At 41.9% G+C, this 24,291-nt stretch carries 23 protein-coding genes; 13 read left to right on the top strand and 10 right to left on the bottom strand.

Going from position 1 to position 24,291, the window contains the following annotated elements; translation table 11 throughout:
- Positions 1 to 584 precede the first annotated feature (584 nt).
- From sbmA to E0H81_RS11875, 4 genes are all read left to right on the top strand, one after another.
- Positions 585 to 1,781: a peptide antibiotic transporter SbmA gene (gene sbmA / locus E0H81_RS11890; RefSeq protein ID WP_131319137.1), complete on the top strand. Its 1,197-nt coding sequence runs from the start codon at positions 585 to 587 to the stop codon at positions 1,779 to 1,781.
- Positions 1,782 to 2,337: 556 nt separating this feature from the next.
- Complete coding sequence (locus tag E0H81_RS11885; protein WP_131319135.1) at positions 2,338 to 3,408, top strand: DUF1176 domain-containing protein; 1,071 nt, start codon at positions 2,338 to 2,340, stop codon at positions 3,406 to 3,408.
- 404 nt (positions 3,409 to 3,812) lie between these two features.
- Positions 3,813 to 4,805, top strand: coding sequence for a hypothetical protein (locus E0H81_RS11880; RefSeq protein WP_165492620.1), 993 nt, complete (start codon positions 3,813 to 3,815; stop codon positions 4,803 to 4,805).
- Positions 4,806 to 5,061: 256 nt separating this feature from the next.
- Complete coding sequence (locus E0H81_RS11875; RefSeq protein WP_131319134.1) at positions 5,062 to 5,583, top strand: hypothetical protein; 522 nt, start codon at positions 5,062 to 5,064, stop codon at positions 5,581 to 5,583.
- Between the two features lie 249 nt (positions 5,584 to 5,832).
- Here E0H81_RS11875 and E0H81_RS11870 read toward each other — a convergent pair whose 3' ends face one another.
- From E0H81_RS11870 to plsB, 3 genes are all read right to left on the bottom strand, one after another.
- The gene (locus E0H81_RS11870) at positions 5,833 to 6,282 is read right to left on the bottom strand and encodes a hypothetical protein (protein ID WP_131319132.1); all 450 of its coding nucleotides are present in this window, start codon (positions 6,280 to 6,282) and stop codon (positions 5,833 to 5,835) included.
- 78 nt (positions 6,283 to 6,360) lie between these two features.
- Positions 6,361 to 7,526, bottom strand: a protein-coding gene (locus tag E0H81_RS11865; RefSeq protein WP_085940850.1) for an IS3-like element ISAba21 family transposase whose coding sequence is annotated in 2 segments (ribosomal slippage) — positions 6,361 to 7,268 and positions 7,268 to 7,526 — 1,167 coding nt in all. Because the reading frame shifts where the segments join, the coding sequence is not laid out codon by codon here.
- A gap of 314 nt (positions 7,527 to 7,840) precedes the next feature.
- On the bottom strand, positions 7,841 to 10,417 hold the full coding sequence (plsB, locus tag E0H81_RS11860; RefSeq protein WP_131319130.1) for a glycerol-3-phosphate 1-O-acyltransferase PlsB: 2,577 nt from the start codon (positions 10,415 to 10,417) through the stop codon (positions 7,841 to 7,843).
- A 291-nt stretch (positions 10,418 to 10,708) separates the two neighbouring features.
- Between plsB and E0H81_RS11855 the strand changes: the two genes are divergently transcribed.
- The gene (locus E0H81_RS11855) at positions 10,709 to 11,581 is read left to right on the top strand and encodes an acyl-CoA thioesterase (protein ID WP_131319128.1); all 873 of its coding nucleotides are present in this window, start codon (positions 10,709 to 10,711) and stop codon (positions 11,579 to 11,581) included.
- 388 nt (positions 11,582 to 11,969) lie between these two features.
- Entirely contained in the window at positions 11,970 to 13,208 is a 1,239-nt protein-coding gene (locus tag E0H81_RS11850; RefSeq protein ID WP_131319126.1) for a dicarboxylate/amino acid:cation symporter, read from the top strand.
- Here E0H81_RS11850 and E0H81_RS11845 read toward each other — a convergent pair.
- The 7 genes from E0H81_RS11845 to E0H81_RS11815 all read right to left on the bottom strand — a co-directional run bounded on the left by E0H81_RS11845 (position 13,205) and on the right by E0H81_RS11815 (position 20,057).
- Complete coding sequence (locus tag E0H81_RS11845; RefSeq protein WP_131269182.1) at positions 13,205 to 13,624, bottom strand: VOC family protein; 420 nt, start codon at positions 13,622 to 13,624, stop codon at positions 13,205 to 13,207. The two genes, E0H81_RS11850 and E0H81_RS11845, sit on opposite strands and share 4 nt — an antisense overlap.
- A 93-nt stretch (positions 13,625 to 13,717) precedes the next feature.
- A complete protein-coding gene (locus E0H81_RS11840; RefSeq protein ID WP_131319124.1) occupies positions 13,718 to 14,662 on the bottom strand; it encodes a metal-dependent hydrolase in 945 nt (314 codons plus the stop codon).
- Between the two features lie 155 nt (positions 14,663 to 14,817).
- Positions 14,818 to 15,678, bottom strand: coding sequence for a ribosome biogenesis GTP-binding protein YihA/YsxC (yihA, locus tag E0H81_RS11835; protein ID WP_131319122.1), 861 nt, complete (start codon positions 15,676 to 15,678; stop codon positions 14,818 to 14,820).
- A 101-nt stretch (positions 15,679 to 15,779) separates the two neighbouring features.
- A complete protein-coding gene (locus E0H81_RS11830; RefSeq protein ID WP_131319120.1) occupies positions 15,780 to 16,223 on the bottom strand; it encodes an RrF2 family transcriptional regulator in 444 nt (147 codons plus the stop codon).
- Positions 16,224 to 16,322: 99 nt separating this feature from the next.
- Complete coding sequence (locus E0H81_RS11825; RefSeq protein ID WP_131319118.1) at positions 16,323 to 17,087, bottom strand: globin domain-containing protein; 765 nt, start codon at positions 17,085 to 17,087, stop codon at positions 16,323 to 16,325.
- Positions 17,088 to 17,237: 150 nt separating this feature from the next.
- Positions 17,238 to 18,821, bottom strand: coding sequence for a helicase HerA-like domain-containing protein (locus E0H81_RS11820; protein WP_131319116.1), 1,584 nt, complete (start codon positions 18,819 to 18,821; stop codon positions 17,238 to 17,240).
- A gap of 33 nt (positions 18,822 to 18,854) precedes the next feature.
- A complete protein-coding gene (locus E0H81_RS11815; protein ID WP_131319114.1) occupies positions 18,855 to 20,057 on the bottom strand; it encodes a PLP-dependent transferase in 1,203 nt (400 codons plus the stop codon).
- 158 nt (positions 20,058 to 20,215) lie between these two features.
- Here E0H81_RS11815 and E0H81_RS11810 point away from each other — a divergent pair, with 158 nt between their 5' ends.
- The 7 genes from E0H81_RS11810 (at position 20,216) to rpsS (ending at position 24,285) form a co-directional block, all read left to right on the top strand.
- Complete coding sequence (locus tag E0H81_RS11810) at positions 20,216 to 20,953, top strand: type 1 glutamine amidotransferase (RefSeq protein ID WP_131319112.1); 738 nt, start codon at positions 20,216 to 20,218, stop codon at positions 20,951 to 20,953.
- A gap of 259 nt (positions 20,954 to 21,212) precedes the next feature.
- Positions 21,213 to 21,524 (top strand): 30S ribosomal protein S10, encoded by a 312-nt coding sequence (rpsJ, locus tag E0H81_RS11805; RefSeq protein WP_000070912.1) that lies wholly within the window; start codon positions 21,213 to 21,215, stop codon positions 21,522 to 21,524.
- A 60-nt stretch (positions 21,525 to 21,584) separates the two neighbouring features.
- Positions 21,585 to 22,223 (top strand): 50S ribosomal protein L3, encoded by a 639-nt coding sequence (gene rplC / locus E0H81_RS11800; RefSeq protein ID WP_131269174.1) that lies wholly within the window; start codon positions 21,585 to 21,587, stop codon positions 22,221 to 22,223.
- Between the two features lie 11 nt (positions 22,224 to 22,234).
- Positions 22,235 to 22,837, top strand: coding sequence for a 50S ribosomal protein L4 (rplD, locus tag E0H81_RS11795; RefSeq protein ID WP_131319110.1), 603 nt, complete (start codon positions 22,235 to 22,237; stop codon positions 22,835 to 22,837).
- The gene (gene rplW, locus E0H81_RS11790; protein ID WP_067868573.1) at positions 22,834 to 23,154 is read left to right on the top strand and encodes a 50S ribosomal protein L23; all 321 of its coding nucleotides are present in this window, start codon (positions 22,834 to 22,836) and stop codon (positions 23,152 to 23,154) included. The genes rplD and rplW overlap by 4 nt, the downstream gene beginning before the upstream one ends.
- A gap of 11 nt (positions 23,155 to 23,165) precedes the next feature.
- Positions 23,166 to 23,990 carry a 50S ribosomal protein L2 gene (gene rplB / locus E0H81_RS11785; RefSeq protein ID WP_067868570.1) on the top strand — a complete coding sequence of 275 codons (825 nt, stop codon included), beginning with the start codon at positions 23,166 to 23,168 and terminating at the stop codon, positions 23,988 to 23,990.
- A 19-nt stretch (positions 23,991 to 24,009) separates the two neighbouring features.
- A complete protein-coding gene (rpsS, locus tag E0H81_RS11780) occupies positions 24,010 to 24,285 on the top strand; it encodes a 30S ribosomal protein S19 (protein WP_004281508.1) in 276 nt (91 codons plus the stop codon).
- Positions 24,286 to 24,291 lie beyond the last annotated feature (6 nt).

Below are 24,291 nucleotides of genomic sequence, written 5' to 3'. Positions count from 1 at the left end.
CTTCCCCGAGCGTTTCACTAAGCTAATAAAATACTAGCATGATTTGATAGATGTTTAACTAATTTTATCAGCATTGAGAATTAAATCAAAAAAAATCAGATGGAAGTTTTATGTGATATGCACATTAAATAAAAATTATAAATGTTTCAAAGTTATTCGCTGAGCAATAAAGTAAAACTCATGAGCTCATTGGATGGTTTTTCTAATGTTGTTTTAATATTGATTTAATGAATGAACATTAGCCTAGTCAGTTATCTAGTGGATCGGTTTGTTAGCTTTGCAATGCTACTTTGATTCCATTAAAAGAGATGAGTAAAACTGATTTCCTTTGCGCTGTGTATCCATAATGAAGTGAAATGATGAAAATATCAGCGCTGGGTTAATTTAAAAGTACGTATTGTTTATTGAAATGTCGGGTTGCTGAAGCTGACTCACGCGAAAAAACATTTCCCAAACAGGGAATAAGTTGTTACAAAGATGAAAATACTAGAATAATGGCGGATTCATCCATGGCAGCTAAAATTGTTTAGTTTGCGTGGGTGGCTTAGGTTGTACATTAAAAAATAAAGGAATATCCATACGCAATGTTTAGATCTTTTTTTCCGAACCCGAAGTGGTTCTTTTTGTCGTTGCTGCTTTGGTTTTTAATCAATGTAGCTTTGTGGTATTCAGGTGGAAGTGGTTGGGGAACATTTTTAGGTTTTGCACCCGGATATCATGAGGCGGAATTGCCTATTGGCGTAAGTCGTTTCTGGACACCCTCATTTTTATGGTTTTATCTATGGTTTCTGGTCTCAACGGTTATTTTTGCCCTGTTCTGGAGAATCAAATCCAGCAATCCATGGCAAGGATGGTCAGTCTGGGGTTCTGCCTTTATTCTGTTTAATATCTGGTTTTCAGTGCAGGTCAATGTCGTTGTGAATGCGTGGTACAGCCCGTTTTACGACCTGATTCAGAAAATGCTCGGCAGTGGCGGTGGAGATGTCAATTTACTCTACGGTGAAACCATGACCTTCCTGTATGTCGCCATGGTTTATGTCACGATTGCAGTATTTAACCTGTTCTTTGTCAGTCATTATATTTTCCGCTGGCGTACAGCCATGAATGACTATTACACCGCACATTGGGAACAGTTACGTCATATTGAAGGGGCTTCGCAGCGTATTCAGGAAGATACCATGCGCTTTGCCAAAACTACTGAAAGTCTGGGGGTGAGTTTCATTCAAGCCTTGATGACTTTAATGGCGTTCTTGCCGGTGTTATTGCAGTTGTCATCGCATGTGAAACAACTGCCTGTGATTGGTGAAATTCCCTATGCACTGGTTTGGGCAGCCATTAGCTGGGCGGTCTTTGGTACAGTCGTGCTGATGGTGGTCGGTTATAAATTGCCGGGTTTAGAATTTAATAACCAAAAGGTGGAAGCCGCGTACCGTAAAGAACTGGTATATGGTGAAGATTATGCAGAGCGTGCCGATCCGCTGACTTTAAAAGAACTGTTTAGCCGCGTACGTTTTAACTATTTCCGTTTATATTTCCATTATGCTTATTTTAATATGGTGCGTATCTGGTATATGCAACTGGATAATCTGTACGGTTTATTTGTGCTGTTCCCGAGTATTGCCGCAGGTGCAATCACGCTGGGCCTGATGATGCAGATTGCCAATGTGTTTGGCAAGGTGCGTGAATCATTCCAGTATTTAATTGAGTCATGGCCCACCATTATTGAACTGCTTTCGATTTATAAACGTTTAAGAGCGTTTGAGTCGACCTTGCATAAATAGTTTGAATTGAAATAAAAGCCCGCATCGTGCGTAATGCTGATCAGTTAAGGAGTTTGACCATAAACTCCTTAACTTTTGGCTTATTCATAGCGGAGTCTTATTTTAAAAATCAAATATTTGGAGTCGTCAGTTGTTTTGTTTAGCCAAATGAGAAGCGAAGCTTCGCAAGAAAAGCATCTTACAAAGACTTTAAATAATTTATTTAAAGTCCTTTCATCGCAAAACTCGTTCAATACCATCAAGTAGCAAATCCATTACAGAAACAGTAATTTCCTTCATGTAATCCTGCCTCAAACAGTTGCGAATGACGTATTCGCGTATCAAATAACATGATTAATTCAAAATAGAAAATGCCAGCCAATTTCTTAACTGACTTGCATTAGGTATCTTGCGGGCTTTTTGATTTTTATTTTTTAAATAGGCTTCATATAGCAGTAAGCTGAGTCAGGTTGGATGGGTATTTGAAGGGATAAATAACAGCATTTTGAAATGATTCAGCAACATTGAAAATCATCATTAAGCGGTATATTGATAAAAAAGGCTGGGATAAGAAAAGATGAACATTTTCTACAGTTTGATTTCACTAATTTGTTTAACCGCGTTGAGTCCATTCACGGTGGCCCAAGATATTCAAGGCCAGTCTTTTTCTTATCGGGACTGGGAAGTTCATTGTAGCAATACCGGAACGTGCCGTGCGGCAGGGTATCAGCCGGATAGTGCACAAATGATGCCTGCTTCAATATTGCTGACGCGTCAGGCCGGGGTAAAACAGGCAGTTCAGGCAAAATTTGCCTTATCCAGTGATGGTCAGACTTTAGATAATAAAAAACTTAAAAATATTCACTTTTATCTAAATGGTAGAGATTTTGGTGCAGTCAATGTAAATACTTCGACTGAGCCTTTAACCGGAACCCTGAATACCCAGCAAACCCATGGATTATTACAGTACACCCAGAAAAACGTAAAAATCGTGTTTAAAAATAACCATTATAGCTGGCAGGTTTCAGATGCAGGTATGACGGCGACTTTACTGAAAATGGATGATTTCCAGAAGCGAACTGGCACAGTCGGCGCATTGGTAAAAAAGGGTGCAGCGAATGAATCCAAAGTATTGGCTGCCCAGCCAAAGCCGATGGTTAAGAAGGTTAATACAGCGGCAAAACCTTATTTGACCCTGCAGCCCAATACTGAACAGTACCAAGCCTTACACACGCTTCTTATGGCTGCCCAACCCGTACTTCAGGATGCGCATGCATTTTGTGAAGGTATTCCTGATGATACTGTGGCAAAACCTCAAGCTATAGAAATTTATAAACTCACCAATCAAAAAGTCCTGGCAACAACACTATGCTGGCGTGGTGCCTATAATGAAGGCTATGGCGCGTGGGTTCTGGATGAATCTTTAAAAGGAAAAGCCACCTTTGTGACCGAATTTGCCTCAGATTTTGCTTCCGGTGAAATCCGCAGTGCACAAAAGGGTCGTGGTCTTGGAGATTGCTGGGCAACGAGTCAATGGATCTGGAACGGCCAAACTTTTGTCAAAACGATAGACCACTGGACAGGCATGTGTAAAGGTTTCCCGGGGGGAGTCTGGGATTTGTATCTGATTGAAGCTGTGGTGAAGTGATTCATTTTATAAATAGATAAAGAGGGAATGAATATTTGTTTGGAGCATCTGCTGCTCATGACGCGATTATTGAAAAACACTATGTCAGTGATAGGGCCAATAAGATGAAAAAAATCCTAGGATTAAAAAGATAAAAACTGCTCAGCTCAGCATTAAAATTGTCGAATAGTTACGGAAATGAGTTTTTCTCAACCCATGATAAAAATCTTAAAAATACAATTGAACTGTTGTATAGTTCAAATTTTAAGCATAAAGCACTTAAGGATTGGCATTTTTTAGCCAGTTTTGAATAAGAAATTCGAAAAACAGTTCAGTAAAATCAATAATAAAATCAAAGTTATGAGTTTGTTATTTTTTGTATTTTCATATATTTTCATTCATACGGCATAATTGAGAATTGATACGTGAATTTCAGAACATTCATCTTGATGGGTGGAGTGGGCATCGCTTTACACGGCTGTACCAGTATTGACAGTTTTAGCTCGGATTCAGTTAAAAATTTTAACTCACCTCAGGAACTCATTGTTCAGAAGAATATTAATGCTGCAAATGGTCGGGCGAAAGAATATGTCTATTCTTGGGGACCCAAGCAAAGCAATAAAGATCCCCAATCTTTATATCCAAGAAAACATTTAAATAGTTATTGTTCTGCCAAGGGTGGCAAGTTTTCCCTTTTACATAAAAGTTCAATGAATTTGATCAAGAATCAGTGGGATAAAAAAATGCTCTCTACCTATAGCAGTGTCAAGCAGGGCATAGGCGCATATAAGTGTGTGCAAAGTGATGGGCAAAGCTGGATTGTATCTATTGAACCTGTGGCTGAACGCAAGCTGGATGATGGTAGTGAAGCACGTATGGTGGTGCTCCAAACTAAAATAATGACGGCTGTAGACGCTCAAAAATTTTATTCCAGTGCCAATTCTGCAAATAATGGTGCTGCAAAAAAAACCACTGTAAATAATCAAAGCGCTAAAAATTTAAAAAATAAAGCGGTTACATCAAAAGAAATGGAAGTTAAAAAAGAGCTTGAAACTAAAAAAGAAACCAAGCCTACGCCTGAATTGCCCTTAAAACAGTCTGCACAAGTTGCGGAAACATTACAGCAGCAACAGCTCAAATCTTATGTTGCGGCACGCCGTGATTTGAATAGTGGTAAAAATCAGGTTGCTGCCTGTAATAATGCGCAACGTGCTTATAACTACGGCAAGTTACAGGGAACCGACGGAACCAAAGTTTATACTGAATCCGGAATGCTGGTCGCGCGCTGTTTAACCAATGTACCAAGTTATAGCAGCCGTTTTGCTAATTCGAAAGGGCAGGCAGTTAAAATATTGCAGAATTTAGCCAATAATTATAATCATGCCGGTGCGAAGAATATGTTGAGGCAGATCAAGTAATGTGACGCTATTAAATTGGAATTTTAAACGATTCATCCAATCATTTGGGTGATCCCAATGATTGGATCGAGGCTGATCTCTAACCCATAGCCCAGATGAATTTCATTGTGTTGGATTTGATATTTTAATTTAATGGAAAAACATCATTTTTTAATTTTTAAGTCAATTTTCAGTGAGTTCAGTTTACAGAGTCATAACAGGTAAAGACTTCAACGTTATGATACAAAGAGAATGATTTTTCTCTGGAGTTCGCCTTATGTCTCGCAAAGTTTTAACCACTGCTCGTCATAGCATGTCACGTATAGGTTTTTTAGCTTTAATGGCAGTTGCATTGTTGGGTTCCGCGCAATTGGCGACAGCAGGGCCAACGGTCGATCAATTAAGTGATTGTCTAGTGAAATCGACAACCGAGACAGATAAGAAAACTGTACTGCAATGGACCTTTGTGGCTTTATCGACCCATCCGGATTTAAAAAGCTTTAGTCAGGTGACCGATGTTCAGAAAGAGCAACTGGATAAAAGCCTGGCGACCGTTTTACAGCGCATCTTGGTGGAGCAATGCTCGAGTCAAACCAAAGCCGTGATTCAGGCAGAAGGCTTGCAAGCGGTAGGTGATAGTTTTCAGGAATTAGGTCGGACTACGGGTGAAGCGATTGTGAAAAATCCTGAGGTGAATCAGCAGTTGAAAGGTGTACTGCGTTATGTCGACCTGAATAAGATGGTGATGACATTTTTAACGCCTGATGTGTGGAATAAGTTGGGGACAATTAGAAAGTAATTCTGTTGAAAATACCTATCCCTTTCGCACTCAGAATATATTCTGAGGATGCTCATCTCCTAAAAGGACAGGGAACTTTCAATATTAATTTTAAAACAGGATTTGATTTTTAATGAAAGCTCCTTCTCCCACTGGGAGAAGGCGGGGGATGAGGGTATTAGTTACGCATAAAAAGGGCTTGGAAAGTTGGATGCGTCCTAAGTCTTCAAGTTTGGTGATCTAGAATACTTTTTTGAAAGTGACATTATTTTAAGTGTACTGAGGATTTACATTGACTTGATCCTCAATACATTTCGAAAAGGTATTCAACTGCTCAATTAATTCAAAGATATTTTCTTTTGATATAGATAGTTTTTGTCCTTCTACGGTATAGCCTGCTCGATGTGCACAATCATGTCGAGTTTTAACTGCATTAATCAACCAATTTAAATTCTCAGGTAACGTGCAATTTAAAACGTTACGATAAAGTGGCATTACTGTTTCAATATTATGAAATGACATTTCTTCTAAAGATTGTTTAACTTTATCTTTTAAAATATTTTTCCATTCAGGCAAATCTTCAATTTTAAATTTGCTATCTTTAACTTTGCCATCTCGGATTGCTTGTTTGAATATAAGTTCGTCATCGGCTAACACTGTTTTGATAAAACTTGTTGCTAAATAATTTTCCAATGTCGCTATTAAAAATCCATGAAGCATAATGAATACATCTTCATTAAGAAAACCTGAGTATTCTGATATGTGCTGAATTAGCAGGAGACTTTCACTTGGGATATGCTAGGCAGCTAACCGATAAAAGTTCTCTGCTATTTGATTTGGCGTTTTAAAATCCAAACTCTTTTGAATTCTTCGCTGATTATAAAATAACACAATGTATTTTGTAATATCTGCTTTAGCTTCATCTCTGGTTTTATAGTTGCAATGATGCACTAATTCATTCTTGAGTATGCCCCAGAAACTTTCAATCGGTGCATTATCGTAACAGTCCCCACGTTTGCTCATTGAACCTTGAAAATCACATTTTTCCAGTATCTTTCGATATTCATGGCTGCAATATTGGCTGCCTCTGTCCGAATGAACAATTAAGCCTTTCGTTGGTTTTTGATTACGAATCGCCATAGTCAGTGCATTGCAAACAAGTTGTGCGGTCATACGCTCATTTAAGCTATAGCCAACCACTTGTTTCGTGTACAGGTCTTTTACTGCTGCCAAGTATAACCAACCTTCAGCAGTCCAAATGTATGTAATATCGCTTGACCATGCAAGATTGGGCTTAGTCATTGAAAACTGTTGCTCTAGTAAATTTGCGTAGATCGCTCGATTATGATCACTCTTCGTAGTTCTTTTGAAACGCTTATGACGCTTACAATACAGCTGGTTGAGCTTTTTTATTTGACGTACAGCATACGTACTGATTTTGATACCTTGCGCTTGTAAATGCTTAGTTAATCGAATATAGCCATAGCTTTGTTTAGTTTCCTCATGAGCTATTTTGACCAAAATTGTCTGTTGATTTCGCTGAACCAATCTTTTATTCATGCCTCGTTTTAGCCAATCATAAAATCGTGACACTGAAACGTGAAGTAATCTAGCCATAAAGCTAATCGGGAATAAATGTCTTTGCTGTTTCATATAGGCGTACCTTACTGACTTTCTTTCGCAAAGTACGCTGCTGCCTTTTTTAGAAATTCACGTTCCATTTCAGCTGTTTTGAGCTGTTGTTTGAGCTTTTTATTTTCTTCGAGTAAGGCATTTAGATCAGGTGAATATTGTTTAGTGCCTGCTAAGGTGCCAGTCTTTGCTTTATTATTCCAATTTGAAAGAGTTTGCATTGAAATGCCAAGTTGTCTGGCTGTTTCCGATACATTGCCTTGATTGGCTTCAATCAATTTTATTGCTTCAACTTTAAATTCTGCGGTGTAAGTCTTCTGTTTCTTGCTCATGGTAAACTCCTGATGAGTGTCTATAGTTTACCAAGTTAAAACCTCCTGTTTTCTCAGCACACATCAGATCCATCTTTTGCCGATTGCCAACTGTTGTCACAGTTTCCTGCAAATGTAGTCATTGGTAAAGATAATGTAAGAGCGATTAGTAAATATTTCATTATTGATTCTGATATTAGAAAAAATAAATTATAGGAATAAAGGAGTGGTAATACTATTAACATTAAATCCTATTGATTTTATTAAATTATTTTTGTTTTATAGCAATCAGCCTGCTTAAAAGCAGGCTGATTTTTGGAGCAACACAGAAAATATTATTTCTTCTTGCGTTTCAAACGACGCTTCGCTTGTTGAGCAGCAACCGCATCCAAAGCTTCTTTCAGCTCTTCATCGCTAAAGGTCGTAATGTGCTGAAGCATTTGCAAAGTTACATCATCCAGAACAAGGTTGGCGTACTGCGCTACATTCTGGAAGTTCTCATCAAACACAATGGCGTTATCTTCGTTGTTACGAATATAGCCCTGTTGAGTCAGTACCTTAATAAAGCTTTGGAACAGGGCTTTATCAAAGAATTCAGGTGAATTAAACTCATACAGTACTGACAAGCGTTGACCGACCAGATGACTCAGCTCTTCCACCTGACGGGTCGAAATGTTGCCTGAACCACGCTGGGTGATAAGCGCTAGCGTCATATAGTAACGCTCAAGACTTTGCATCACAGGTGCCGCCAGAACCACAAGCTGATTATGATCTTCCGAATTTGGTGCAGGGGAGACCAGGTTGCCCTCACTGTCTTCAGAGATCAATTTTGCCTTGATTAATGCTTCAACATAGGCACAGATCTGATCTTTCAGCTCATCATCTTGCCATTTCAAGAACAATTCAGCTTTTAAGAATGGATACAGCGTGCGAATCACATTGATCAAATCGCCACGACGGATTGAACCGTTATGTTCTACCAAAGCCGCAATTAAAGACGGCAATACAAAGGCATGCAGAATGTTATTGCGGAAGTAAGTCAGTAAAACTGCTTGATTGTCTTCAATGGCAATAATATCGCCCAGCACATGTTTGATGCGTTTAATCAGCTTTAGTTTTAGACCGTAGGCAATAATTTCTTTGCCTGAAAGCGGTGTGACCTGTGTGCGTTCATCGTAAGGTAGGGCGGTCACCAAGTTGCGATATGCATCCAGCTGTTTAATGCAGATCTCTTCATCTAAGGTATGTTTTGGTGTGGCCAGTAGAATCAGGGAAAGCAGTGAAACAGGATTAATCACCACGGCACGGTTAATGTTTTCTAGAATCGCATGGGCAGAACCGTTGACTGCATCCGACACTTCTTGCGGAACTGGATCATCATTTTTTTCAATCTTGATTTGATCTGCGCCGTGTTTTTTCAGCATGTCATCTAAAAACACCGGTTCGCCGAAGTTCACATGCACTTTACCGAAAATACGCTCGATTTTACGCAAGGTTTTTAAAATGCCGACAATCGATTCCGACTCTTTCGGCTTGCCTTGCATTTCACCGACATAGGTTGAACCTTCCATCAGGCGTTCATAACCAATATAGGTTGGCAAAAACACGATCGGTTTTGATCGACCACGCAAATGACTATGTACGGTCATCGCAAGCATGCCGGTTTTCGCTGGCAGCAAACGCCCTGTGCGTGAACGACCCCCTTCAATAAAGTATTCAAGCGGGGTATTACGCGACAAAATGCTGTACAGGTATTCTTTAAATACCGTGGTATATAAGCCATTGCCACGGAAGGTACGACGAATAAAGAATGCACCGCCACCACGTAATAATTGACCTACAAACGGCATATTCAGGTTATCGCCCGCAGCAATGTACGGTACCATCATGCCACGCTTATAAATCACATAAGATAGCAACAAGTAGTCGATGTGACTGCGGTGACATGGGGTATAGATAATTTCGTAATCTTTGGCAAGTTCACGCACAGTACTGAAGTTATGCACTTCTACGCCGTCATAAAGCTGCGTCCATAAACGGGTCAGCGCCATATCGGCAAAATGCACCGCAGAATGTGAATAATCAGAGACAATTTCGTTTAAATAACCAATCGCACGGCGTTCAGATTCAATCATGCTGACTTTGCTGCGGATACTTTCACGGCGAATGGCTTCTTGCACATCAGTAGATTTGATCAGTGAATGCATCACATTACGGCGGTCTGACAGGTCAGGGCCGAGTACAACTTCACGTTGTCCATCTAAATAGTTATTCAGGGTATTTAGAATGTAGGTTGCTGGCGATAAGTTGGGATGGGTCTTTTTAGCAAAATCGATCAGCGTACGTAAAGATTGCCCTTGATGGAATTCTAAATAAGACTGACGACCATGCAAGCCAATATTTACCAATTGCTTGATTGTACCCGGGGTCGCCCATGTATCGGTAAACAGCAGCTTGAACCAGGAATCCTCTTTGTCAGGCGAGCGTCCCCACAGCACAGTCACCGGAATCAGTTCGATATCCACTTCAGGATGATTTTCCAGAATATCGATTAAACGAAGTAAGCGTGGCGGAAAAGCGTGTGGCGGAGGATTGAGTAAATTATTTTCATTGTGATGCTGCAAGAACAACACCGATGCTTTTTCCCTCTGATTCCCGACTACTAGAGAGTCTAGGGCAGGTGGAAGCTTGAGACGTCGTGTTTCCCCATCGACAATCAGTGCATTGCTACGTGAGTAATTTTGTAAAACATAACAGATGATTTTTTGCTTAATCGGTTGCTCTGTTGCTGCATTTGCTTCTGTAGTTGTCGGTTCAGTAGGAACCTCACCAAGAACATGTGGGGTTACCACGAGGTCAAGCAGCTTACTTGAAAGCTGACGATACATTTGACCAAAGCCACTCTTGGACATATACACTCCTACTTAATGACCGAAACCACAGATTTTCTGAGGGGGAAATTGTTTTGCATCATTGTAATTGAAAACAGTATGTCATTTTCTGACAAAATGCATATCCAGTGTTAAATTTTATCGTTAAAAATCGTATTTTTAGCCGATATACACCAAAAATAATGTGACACAGCAGTCAGCCTAACTCTAGGGTTTTCATCTGGATTTATGGCAAAATAGCTGCAATAGTTTATCTGAACGATCTAAATTTTTCGCCTACATTTCAGGTATCCCCCAGCAAATAGGTCATTTATGAATGCGCTAACCCAAGAATTGGTTGAATTACTTAGCCTTGAGAAAATTGAAGAAAATGTCTACCGAGGCATAAGCCGAAACTTGGTCGGAAAACGTGTTTTCGGTGGTCAGGTGTTAGGGCAGGCATTGCGCGCGGCATCCTATACCACCGATCGTCCTGCACATTCATTACATGCTTATTTTTTGTATGGTGGCGATGTCAATGCGCCTATTTTATATCAAGTCGACCGTTTACGTGATGGCAAGAGCTTTGTCAGTCGCCAGGTCCGTGCCATTCAGCATGGCCGCACCATTTTTACCGCGATGATTTCTTTTGCCCATCCAGAAGAAGGTTTGAATTATCAAATTAGTGAACCTGAATATCCGGCGCCAGAAGAAGTAAAATCAGAAGCTGAATTAAAGAAAATGTTCGTGGAATTTGTACCGGAAAATGTGCGTGCCAGCTTTATGCGCGATCGTCACATTGATATCCGTCCGATTGAACCCAGCAATCCCTTTCAGCCGCAGCCTGAAGCACCATCTTATGCGCACTATTTACGCACCCATGACCGAATTTCGGCAGAGGTGGATGAGACTTCTTTACATCAAGCCATTGCTGCATTTTATTCAGACTATACCTTAATGACCACGGCGCTTCGTCCGCATGGTTTAAGCTATTTGTCGCCAAGTTTGCAATGTGCCAGTATTGACCATGCCATGTATTTCCATAAGCCGTTCCGTGCCGATGACTGGATGCTTTACGACATGGATGCAACCGTGAGTGCGAGTTCGCGAGGTCTGAACTTCGGTCGCATGTGGCAAAACGGTGAGCTGGTCTGTAGTACCACCCAAGAAGGTTTAATTCGCATTCGCGAAATTGAAACCCAATAACAGCTTATATGTTGCTTTTAAAAAACCGGACGTAACGTCCGGTTTTTTTATAAAGATATTTTAGTGGCAACGGGGAATGTCTTCGGATACATCTTTATGACAGCCATGACTTGAAGGGGTGAAAGTCTGCCCAATGCTGAAAAAATTGTGGTGATGAGGGTTGTTTTTCACAACCATGCTCGCTTATATGCTCTTTTAATGATGGATAGATTTGTTGTTATTCAAGTGCAGATTTTATGCAATAGCTTCAGCAAGTCGTTGCTAATTCAGATGAAGTGCAAATGCTACTTTTGCATATTTATGCTGAACTTGTGACAAAAAAATTCTCGATTCTAAAAATAGGGCATGGCATAGTGCCTGCAAGACTTGACAATAAAAGCATGCAGAGATGAGCTTAAATACCCAAATTTTGATTGCTGCGATTTTAGGCGTGGCTTTCGGTTTTATTCTGAATCTTTATCCCGACACTGCATTTTTTGATGCCAGTTTATATGGCTTGGGAATTGCCAGCAGTATTTTTATTGGCTTGTTAAAGATGCTGTTAATTCCGCTTATTTTTAGTTCAATTGTGGTCGGCGTATCCAATTTACAATCGGGTGGGCAATTGGGCAAAGTCTGGAAAATCACCTTGGCCTGCTGCGTGACCACCACCACCTTGGCTTTAATTTTAGGCCTTAGCTGTGCGCATCTGTTTGATGTCGGCAAGGGCGTGGACATCGCCATGTTCCAGGATGCGATGAATACCCATCAAACTCCGGATACTTTAACGCCCAGCTCATTTTTTACCAATTTTATTCAAAACACCTTAATTAATCCCTTTAAAGCCTTTTCTGAAGGCAATGTCCTTGCTGTTGTAGTGTTTGCTTTATTTTTTGGTGTGGCTTTGGTGCATGGTGGTGAGCGCTTTAAAACTGTACGTCAGCTCAGCCAGCAGTTTTTCGACATGATGATGTTCATGATTATCTGGGTGATGCGACTGGCACCGATTGGTATTTTTGCCTTACTCGCGAAACTGATTTCAACCGAAGATATTTCGGTACTCGGTCGTCTGGTTGAATTTGCTGCTGTGGTGACCGGAACCACCATTTTCCACGGGGCTGTGGTTTTACCGCTGCTGCTGTGGATTTTCGGCAAAATGAATCCGATCACCTTTTTTAAAGGGGCGCGTAGCGCACTGATTACGGCGTTTGCCACCAGTTCCAGTTCTGCCACAATGCCACTGTCGATGAAATGTGCTCAGGAAAACTTGGGTGTACGTCCGGCAGCAGCAGGTTTCGTCATTCCATTGGGAACTCAACTGAACATGGATGGCACGGCGCTGTATGAAGCTGCGGCGGCTTTATTTATTGCCAACCTGATGGGCCTGGATTTAACGATTGGCCAGCAGCTGATTGTCTGCATGACCGCAATGATTGCGTCGCTCGGTGCGCCGGGTATTCCAAGTGCAGGCATGGTGACCATGATTATGGTGTTGCAATCGGTAGGCCTGCCAGCTGAAGCTATTGCCATTTTATTGCCGATTGACCGTTTACTGGATACGGTGCGCACTGTGGTGAATGTGCAAGGCGACATGATGATTAGTGTGGTGGTCGACCGTCATACCCGTGATGATGAAATTACAAGCTAATCATTTTCCCAGCACGGATTCCATACCACTTCCCATAAGTGTCCATTGGGATCTTGAAAATAGCCTGCATATCCACCGTAAAATGTGGCTTGTGCAGGTTTGATAATTTCAGCCCCTGCACGCGCTGCTTGCGCCAAGACCTGATCCACTTCTAGTGGGCTATAGACGTTATGGCCAAGGGTGATTTGGGTCGGGCACATGGGGCTGATTTCCAGACCTGTATCATGCTGAATACTTTGTTGCGGCCATAAGGCAAGTTTTAAATCAGATTGCAGTTCTATAAAAGCGACTGCGCCAAACTCAAAGTCTTGCCCCAGAATACCTCGGCTATGCAAGCCTAAACCTTCACAATAAAATTTCAGGGACTGTTCTAGATCATTGACGGCAAGCGTGATGACCGAAATATAGGGTTTCATCTTTTATCCTTATCTTTTTTCTTATCTGGATTTATTGTAGTGCAAATAAAAGTAGGGCATAAAGCCCTACTGTTGAGTATTTGTTGGATTGCCTTAAGCGACTTTTAGTGCTGCACGTTTTGCGGCAGGGGAGTGATCCAAATAGGCAAGCGCATCTTCTGTTTTGGCTTCATGCACCGGATCGTACCACGGCATTAAATAACCCAGCTGTTGGGAAACCAGCCAGAGTGGACTGGGCATCAAGCGGTTATCGTGTTGTGAGATGCGATACCATTCACGCCAAATCCATGGTTTAAACACGCTGGGACGAACCGATTTAAAGCGTTCATCCTGCCTCATAATATGGGCTGCACCATCGACCCATAAGCCCAGTACACCTGCAATCACCACCACGCTTAAATAATAACGCGCAATATAGCCGCCGCCGAGATGACGATACAAATCAAACGCCACCGTGCGGTGTTCTATTTCTTCTGCGCCGTGCCATTTGACCAGATCGAGCATGGCTGGGTCGGCGCCAAGCTGCTGCCAATATTGGTTATACAACACATATTTCCCCAGCACGCAGGTCATATGCTCAACTGTGGCAATAATGCCGAGACGAAATAAGTCCCACTGATGTTCAAGCGGTTTGGGTATGTTTAAACCGAGCGGTTGGTCTGCCAGTAACTTGCCGAAGAGAAAATCCATCAGTTTAAGATTGCGCTTTACATCAATATTGCGCACGCTCAGATATTCTTTATTGGCGGAAGCGTGCGCCTGTGCATGCATGGCTTCCTGACGGATAAAGGCTTTGACATCCTGTTTGAGTTTTTCATCGCTAATTTGCGGCAAAACTTTGTTATACAGGCGACAGAACCAGAATTCGCCGGCAGGTAAAATCATATTAATTTCATTGACAAAATAACTGACAAAGGGTTGATTTGGAATCCAGTCGACAGGCGTTTGCTGCCATTCAAATTTGACTTTACGCGGCTTGATTTGGTACTGAATTGAAGAGCCGATTTTAGACTTTTTCAATAATGATAAAAGCTTCATCATCCTGTCCTTATGTTGTCTGTGATCAGGTTATTTTGTCTATGATTAAGACCACATTGACTTAAGAATCAGTATAAAAAAATGCCCTCAATTGTGGTTAGCAATAGAGGACATTCAAATATCAATAGATGATGATTTTTGTCAGACAATCGGTATTAGTCAGCTTGTCGGCTTTCATCGGTGGCATCTTCAGCAATTTCAATTTCTGCCTCATCATCTGCATCCATCGATTCTAAAGGTTCCTCAATATCGCTGGCATTCACTTCCGGAATGTTGTCTAAATCGAATTTGGTTGATTGGTCCAAGGTGAAATTTAGACGCCCACCCATGACACTGGCAAGTTCTTCCAAACCTTGTTTGTTCATTGATGAGAACAATTGAATAGAGAAGTCCAGTTTCATTTTTTTCAATGCCGCTTTAACTTCCTGAAGTACTTTAGAAGCGGGACCGCGGTTGAGTTTATCTGATTTAGTTAACAGGACATGGACAAATAAATGACGTGAATAGGCCCATTCCAGCATCATCACGTCAAAGTGTTGCAGTGGATGGCGAATATCCATCAATAGCACCAAACCTTGCAGGCTTTGGCGATGAATCAAATAGTTTTCAAGTTCTTTTTGCCACACCAGTTTCATTGCTTCAGGTACGGCTGCATAACCATAACCCGGCAAATCGACCAGACGCTGATCCGGATTGCCCAAGCTAAAGAAGTTGATCATTTGGGTACGACCCGGCTTTTTCGATGCGCGCGCCAACTGTTTTTGATTGGTTAAGGCATTGATGGCACTGGATTTACCGGCATTTGAACGACCGGCAAAAGCAATTTCATAACCTGTATCTTCTACACACAGATTAAGCTTTGGCGCACTCATCAAGAATTCGGCTTGGCGTAACCAGTTGAGTGAACGCACGGAATATTCAGTAATGGCAGAATCAACTTTTTTCTCATAGCTGATCTTTTGCTTAGGCGCATTGGCTGTCTTACTGTTTTTGGATTTTCCTCTGCTGTGGTGCATAACTCAACTTCAATAAATGATCTACAAAGAAACATTATAAAGGAAGTCGTCTAGGCAAGCGACCTTTGCATTTTGAAAGCTGTAAAACTTCGGCTGGCGATTTAAAGATTAATCAGCGCAATAGGGGAAGAGGTGGCAACTTTACTTGAGCTGCCTGGATTGAGCACTTCGCCTAAACGATAGTGATCCAGAGATTGGTAGAACTGTTCAAGTGCTTGATCTAGAATGCCTTTAAGACCGCAGTTACTACGCAGTACGCAGGGTGGAGTATTGCATTCCACAATCTGGTTATTGCCTTGCAGGATACGCACAATCTGACCCAGATTTAAATTTAAAGTTTCTGCATTTAAGCGAATCCCACCGCCTTTTCCACGTGTGGTAATGATCCAGTCCTTTTTTCCCATGAAATGGACAATTTTAACCAGATGATTTTGAGAGACATGCAAATCCTGTGCAATTTCTGCAATGGTATAAGGGGTGTCTCTGGGTCTGGAGATGTACATCAATAGACGCAAGGCATAATCAGTAAATTTATTGAGTTGCATGGAGTCTTTAAAAGGTGAGGAAAGATATATAGATAGCGTAGCTTGAAAGTTCCCCGAAAGGAACTTTCAATAACAAGCAATTAATTATTTATTAAGCATTTAGCCTTTAACTGGCGCAGAAACCTGAACCACATCACCTGCTTTGTAGTTTTCAAGCAAGATGTTGGCAACAGAATATTCTGTATGATTTACTTCAGGTTTTACATCAAAAATAAATTGATCTGCAGATTGGGCGTCAGCAAACGTAAATTGTTGTGGCTGTTGAATATCATGTCTAGGCACTTGAACTTTCACAGAAATATAGCTTCCTGCTTCAGCAGCAACTACTGGCTGACCATCTTGTGCTTTTAAAGTAAAACGTTTACCGCTGTCAGTTGCTTCAACTGCAGCAACTTCAAAGGCACGCCATCCAGCCCAACCACCATTTTGTGCAGCCAGGTTTTCATATTTCTGTTTTTCTACCCCAGCCAAGATACCTGCCAATTGCATATAAGCTTCTTTCCAGGCAGCAATCAGGTCAGATTCAAACGGTACATTTAACACTTCGCTAATTGAATGCAACAGGTTGTCACCCACAATGGCATAATGATCAGGCTGGATATCCAGACTCACATGTTTGGTTGTAATGTGCTCAATTGCTTTAGCCAGTACACTCGGGTTTTCAATATGTTCTGCATAAGCCAATACTGCAGCAGCCAAGGCTCGCGGCTGACGACCGCTAGTTTGGTGATCTAGGTTAAAGACATTTTTTAATTCTGGATTGTTATTCAGCATGCGGTTGTAAAAATAGCTGGTAAGCGCAACACCATTTTCACGAAGGACAGGGACAGTTGATTTAACAAGTTCAATATGTTGTGGAGTCATGGCTAGAACATCTGCGTTGTGGCTATAAGATGTATTTAAAATACATCTTATCAAATCGGTTGTAAATACATCTTTTAGAAAAACCCTAAAATAATTATGGGATATCTGAATATCCCATAATTTTAAAAATCTTGATAGGAATAAAAAGAGTTATTTTCTGCCGAAAAGAGAGCCGAGTAAACCCCGGACAATTTTCTGTCCGGTACTGCCCCCCAAGCTGCGTGCCGCACTTTTCGCAAATGTCCCGACAATGTCTTGAGCCATTTTTTCACGTTGTTTGGCTGTGCGTTCAGCCTCTTTCTGCTGTTCACGGGCAATACGCTCTTGTTCGCGTGCTTGCTGCTTTGCAAATGCTTCCTGCTCTTTGGCTTGTTGTTTGGCTAAGGCTTGTTGTTGTTTCGCTTGCTGTTTCGCTGTTTCCTCGGCAACTGCCTGTTGCTGACGTTGGGCTACTTTTTGCTGCAACATTTCATAGGCACTTTCGCGGTCAACAGCTTGCTCATAAACACCGGCAACAATGCTTTGATTCATCAATATTTTACGTTCATCTAAGTTAATCGGGCTAAATGAAGAGTAGGGCGGCATCACCCAGCCACGCTCTACAATTTGTGGAATCCCTTGTTCATCCAGACAGCTAATTAAGGCTTCACCCACACCCAGTTCGGTAATGGCTTGATCGACTTTAAATTCAGGATTGGCGCGAAAGGTATCTGCTGCCGTTTTGACCGCTTTTTGATCCTTTGGCGTAAATGCACGTAAGGCATGCTGGACTCGGTTACCCAGTTGGCCGAGTACGCTCTCAGGTAAGTCGAGTGGATTTTGTGTCACGAAGTAAATTCCAACCCCTTTAGAGCGAATCAAACGCACCACTTGTTCAATTTTTTCTTGTAGTGCTGCGCTGGCATTATCAAACAGTAAATGCGCTTCATCAAAGAAGAACACCAGTTTGGGTTTGTCCAGATCGCCTACTTCTGGCAATTGTTCAAACAGTTCCGATAACATCCAGAGTAGGAATGTGGCATATAGTTTAGGGGTATTCATTAACTTATCGGCTGCCAATATGTTGATGTAGCCACGTCCCTGGCTGTCTGTCTGAATAAAATCCAGAATATTTAAACTCGGCTCACCAAAAAACTGATCGCCGCCTTGGTCTGCAAGTGCCAATAAATTACGTTGAATGGCGCCTAAACTCGCCGGAGAAAGATTGCCATATTCAGCCTGAAATTCCGCGGCATGTTCAGACACATAGCTAATAATTGATTTTAAATCCTTAAAATCAATCAAGAGTAAGCCTTGATCATCTGCGATGCGGAAAACCGCTGAAAGAACCCCTTCCTGCGTGTCATTCAGGTTAAGCATTTGCGACAGCAATAGCGGTCCTATTTCCGACACCGTAGTCCGAATCGGATGACCTTGCTGGCCAAATAAGTCCCAAAACACCACTGGTGATGCTGCAAAGGGGATGGATTCAATATTTAAGCTTTTAATACGTTCATCAAATTTAGCATTGCTTGCGCCGGCTTTGGCCAGACTGGAAACATCGCCTTTGGCATCGGCTAAAAATACCGGCACACCCATTCGGGAAAAGTTTTCTGCAAGCACTTTTAAAGTGACTGTTTTACCCGTTCCGGTTGCACCTGCAATTAAGCCGTGACGGTTGGTGAACTGTGAATGTAAAACAATCTCTTGTTGTGTATTTGAGGTCTTCTTGGCAATAACGATTGGTGTACCCATATCTATTCCTGTTTTATGTTCTTGTGTCTTAAATTATTCGAGTTGTGGTGTATTTAATTGTTTTAACGCATTTTCTATATCTTGTATCAAATCGTTCGGATGTTCTAGCCCTATACAAAAACGAACCAACAATCCGGGTTGTAAATGGGTGTGCTCAAGTGCGCGCATATCTTTTAAATTGTATAGCATGACCAGGCTGACAGGACCACCCCAGCTAAAACCCAGCTTAAACAGCTCTAAGGCATCACAGAATTTGCGAATGTCGGCAAGGGTATATTCAGGTTTAAAAATAACGCTGACCAGGCCGGCACTTTGACCTGTGCTGCAAATTTCTTTCCAATAATCATGACCAGCAGAGGATTCATCGGCAGGATGCAGCACCTGAATAAATTCCTTTTGCTGTTTTAGCCAGTCCAGCAGTTTCAACGTACTTTGTGATTGATGTTGATAACGTACTTGCATTGAAGCAAGACTGCGTTGAACTTGTGCAGCATCATCACCAGAAATGGAGATGCCTTGAATGGCATGCATACGGAACAGTTTGTGATGCAGCTTCTTGTCACGGGTCACCACCGAACCCATCAGGATATCGCCGCCACCGCTTGGGTATTTCGTCAGCGCATGCACAGTGAGATCGACACTTAGATGTTGATCCGAAAAATCAAAGGCATTAAAGGCAAGGCCTGCACCCCAGGTATTATCCAGTGCAGTCAAGACATTGGCTTGTTTGGCTTTATTTACCAGACCCACCAAGTTGGGAAATTCTAAAGTGACTGAACCTGCAGCCTCCAACCAGATCAGTTTGGCTTTGTCTGTGGGCTGGAAACTGTCTACATCTATTGCGTTGTAAACCTTAACTGTAATGCCATAGCGCGTTTCCAGATTGCGCAAATGTTCCATGTTTGGACCATAGATATTGTCTGCAACCCAAACTTCATCTCCTTGCGCTAAAAAGCAGGAATTTACCAGGTTGATGGCAGATAAACCGCTCGGTGCCAGCAGGCAATATTCACCGCCTTCAATCTGGGCAATGCTGTCGCCTAAGGTGAAAGTGGTTGGGGTACCGTGGGTGCCATAACTATAATCATAGTCATCTGTCCAATGGCGATTAAACAGTGCATCGGTGTTCTCAAAAATAATGGTCGATGCACGAAACAGGGGAGGTTGAACCGTAGAAATATATTGCGGGGCTTTTCGTGGTGCATGAATCAATTCTGTTTGTGGATTTTTTTTCAAGGTTCTGCTCTAAGTCGTATCAAAATTAGCCTTAGCTTAAGAGAAACGCGCAGATTAGGCTATATAAATGCCCAAATGTATAGAAACGTTAATCTGCACATAAAGTTGGCTTCATTTTTGCTAAACCTATATCAGAACACAACAATAGGTGGGAGCGAATGAAGTCGCATTTAAAAGTACATTATTTTCAGCATATTGCTGGTGAAGGCTTCGGCAGTTGTTATCAATTTTTAAAACAGCACCATGCTAAAATTAGTGCGACCGAGTTTTTCGCATTACCGGTAGACCGTCCTTTGGATATTGAAGCTTTACCGCATGTGGAAGATGTCGATTTACTCATTATTATGGGTGGGACGATGAGTGTGAACGATGAAGCAAATTATCCCTGGTTAAAAGTCGAAAAACGCTGGTTGCGACGTTATTTATCGATGGGCAAACCCGCAATCGGTTTATGTTTGGGTGGTCAGCTGATCGCAAATGCACTGGGTGCAGCAGTGCGCCGTAATGAAAAGCAGGAACTGGGCTGGACGGGGGTACGCAAAGTGAATCATGTGCCTGAAGCGTGCTTTGAATTGCCGGCACAATTTAATGTGATGCAATGGCATAGTGAAACCTTTGAAATTCCGAAAGGCGCGATTCATTTGGCAGAAAATGATGTGTGCCGCAATCAGATGTACCAAATTGGAAAAAATGTCTTGGGATTCCAGTTCCATCCGGAAATCATGCCAGAAACATTGAAGCTGTTTTTGGAAAATGATGAAGAGCTGATAAATTTTTCAGGAGAGTACTTACAATCTGAACAACAATTGAAAAAGTCGCCGAAAAGTAATTTTATTCAAGGAAATCAAATATTAAATCAAGCAATAGAGTACGTTTTGCAAAAAACTGCACGTTGATTTATTTTTAAACAATGTTACAAATTTCTGCGATGAGAAAGATACTAAAAAGTTGAAAAGAGATTTGCTTAAGCGTTAAACAATAGCTATAATGAGCGGCCCTTTAATAAAAGGGGTTAACTACGAATAAAGTAGTTAATATCGTGACAGTCGTGGCATCGATCATGACCTTAGTGATTTTCACTGCCTTTGACACTTACCAATAGGGTGAGATGCGTCAGAGGTGATTCTTTATATTTTTGGCTTGGAGTTTACTGGTATGTCTAACCAGAGAATCCGTATCCGTTTGAAGTCTTTTGATCATCGTCTGATTGATCAATCTGCTCAAGAGATCGTAGAAACAGCAAAACGTACTGGCGCACAAGTTTGTGGTCCAATTCCGATGCCTACACGCATCGAACGTTTTAACGTTCTAACTTCACCGCACGTTAATAAAGACGCGCGCGACCAGTATGAAATCCGCACTTACAAGCGTTTGATCGATATCGTTCAACCAACAGACAAAACTGTTGATGCATTGATGAAATTAGATCTTGCAGCTGGTGTTGATGTTCAGATCGCATTGGGTTAAGGCTTTCGGGTTAATTAACACTCTAAGTTAATTAAGCCGCTTTTTTAGAGGTTTATGCACATGGCTATTGGTTTAGTCGGTCGCAAGTGCGGTATGACACGTATCTTTACAGATGCGGGTGTTTCTGTACCTGTTACGGTGATTGAGGTTGATCCTAACCGCATCACTCAAATCAAAACGCTTGAAACTGATGGTTATCAAGCGATTCAAATCACTACTGGTGAACGTCGCGAATCTCGCGTAACTAACCCCCAGAAAGGTCACTTCGCTAAAGCGGGTGTTGCTGCTGGTCGTTTGGTTAAAGAATTCCGCGTTTCAGAAACTGAGCTTGAAGGTCGTGAAGTTGGCGGTACCATTGGTGTTGACTTATTTACCGTTGGTCAAGTAATTGACGTAACTGGTCAATCTAAAGGTAAAGGTTTCCAAGGTGGTGTTAAACGTTGGAACTTCCGTACTCAAGACGCTACTCACGGTAACTCATTGTCTCACCGTTCTTTAGGTGCTACTGGTCAAAACCAGACTCCTGGACGCGTGTTTAAAGGCAAGAAAATGGCCGGTCACATGGGTGATGAACGCGTAACAGTACAGGGTCTTGAAGTTGTATCTATCGACATGGAACGTTCAATTCTTGTTGTTAAAGGTGCAATCCCTGGTTCAACTGGTGGCGACGTTATCGTTCGTCCAACGATCAAGGCCTGAGGGGAAATATTGTGAATTTAAATACTGTTTCCGGCTCTGCTGTTGAATTGTCTGAAGTTGCTTTCGGACGTGAGTTTAACGAAGCTCTTGTACACCAAGTTGTTACAGCTTACTTAGCTGGTGGTCGTCAAGGTTCTAAAGCTCAAAAATCACGTGGCGATGTATCTGGCGGTGGTAAAAAACCATTCCGTCAAAAAGGTACTGGTCGTGCGCGTGCTGGCTCTATTCGTAGCCCAATCTGGGTTGGTGGTGGTAAAACTTTTGCTGCTCGTCCACAAGATTGGTCTCAAAAAGTTAACCGTAAAATGTACCGCGGTGCTATGCAATGCATCTTAGCTGAACTTGTTCGTCAAGATCGCTTGGTATTGGTTGAAGAGTTTACTGTTGAAGCTCCTAAAACTAAAGAATTGCTTGCTAAACTTAACGACTTAAATGCTGTTCGCGCATTAATCGTTACGGATGCTGTAGATGAGAATCTATATCTTGCTGCACGTAACATTCCGCATGTAGATGTGGTTGATGCTGCTGCAATTGATCCTGTTAGCTTGATCGCGTTCGACAAAGTTGTTATGTCTGTAGCTGCTGCTAAGAAAATTGAGGTAGAACTCGGATGAACAACGAACGTATCTATCAAGTCCTACAAGGACCTGTATTCTCAGAAAAAGCGCAAGTTCTAGGTGAAGCTGCTGGTGTTCAAGTTTTTAAAGTTGCTATTAACGCAACTAAACTTGAAATCAAAAAAGCAGTGGAACAACTCTTTGGTGTTCAAGTTGTTAAAGTTAACACGACGATCACTAAAGGTAAGACTAAACGCTTTGGTAAAACATTAGGACGTCGTTCTGATGTTAAAAAAGCATACGTCACCCTGAAAGCTGGCCAAGATGTTCAAATGGCTGACTTGGGCGATACCGCTGAAAGCGCAGCGGAATAAGGACGAGAATTATGCCTATTCAAAAATGTAAGCCAACGTCACCAGGACGTCGCTTTGTAGAGAAAGTCGTTCACGACCATCTTCACAAAGGCGCGCCTTATGCACCGTTGATTGAAGCTAAAAAACGTACTGGTGGTCGTAATAATAACGGTCACATTACGACTCGTCACATTGGTGGCGGTCATAAACAGCACTACCGTTTAGTTGACTTTAAACGTAACAAAGACGGTATCCCTGCTACTGTAGAGCGTATCGAATACGATCCTAACCGTACTGCACACATTGCTTTAGTTTTGTATGCTGATGGTGAACGTCGTTATATCATTGCTCCTAAAGGTTTGCGTGCTGGTGATAAAGTACAATCTGGTAACGATGCTCCAATTCGTCCAGGTAACTGCTTACCACTTCGTAACATGCCTATCGGTTCTACTCTTCACAACATCGAACTTAAAATCGGTAAAGGCGCGCAATTAGCTCGTTCAGCTGGTACTTCTGTTCAGTTGTTGGGTCGTGACGGTTCTTACGCAATTGTTCGTCTACGTTCTGGCGAAATGCGTAAAATTCACGTTGAATGCCGTGCTGTACTTGGTGAAGTTTCTAACCAGGAAAGCAACCTTCGTTCACTCGGTAAAGCGGGTGCTTCACGCTGGCGTGGCGTTCGTCCTACCGTACGTGGTATGGCTATGAACCCAGTTGATCACCCACATGGTGGTGGTGAAGGGCGTAATAAAGGTATTCAACCTGTAAGCCCATGGGGTCAAAAAGCTAAGGGGTACAAAACACGTACCAACAAGCGTACGACTAAGATGATCATTCGCGACCGTCGCGTTAAGTAACAAGTAAAGGAATCTGACAATGCCTCGTTCTCTGAAAAAAGGCCCATTCGTCGATGCGCACTTGTTCGCTAAGGTTGAAGCGGCTATCGCGGCTAATAACCGTAAGCCGATCAAAACTTGGTCGCGTCGTTCGATGATACTCCCAGATTTTGTTGGTTTAACAATTTCTGTTCATAATGGTCGTAACCATGTTCCGGTAATCGTATCTGAACATATGGTTGGTCATAAACTCGGTGAATTCGCGCCAACTCGTACCTATCGTGGTCACGGTGTTGACAAGAAATCTAAACGTTAAGGTGCT

It is taken from the genome of Acinetobacter terrestris, assembly GCF_004331155.1.
GTDB lineage: Bacteria > Pseudomonadota > Gammaproteobacteria > Pseudomonadales > Moraxellaceae > Acinetobacter > Acinetobacter terrestris.
The sequence above is the reverse complement of the archived record's forward strand: the minus strand, read 5'-3'. Positions and strand labels throughout refer to the sequence as shown.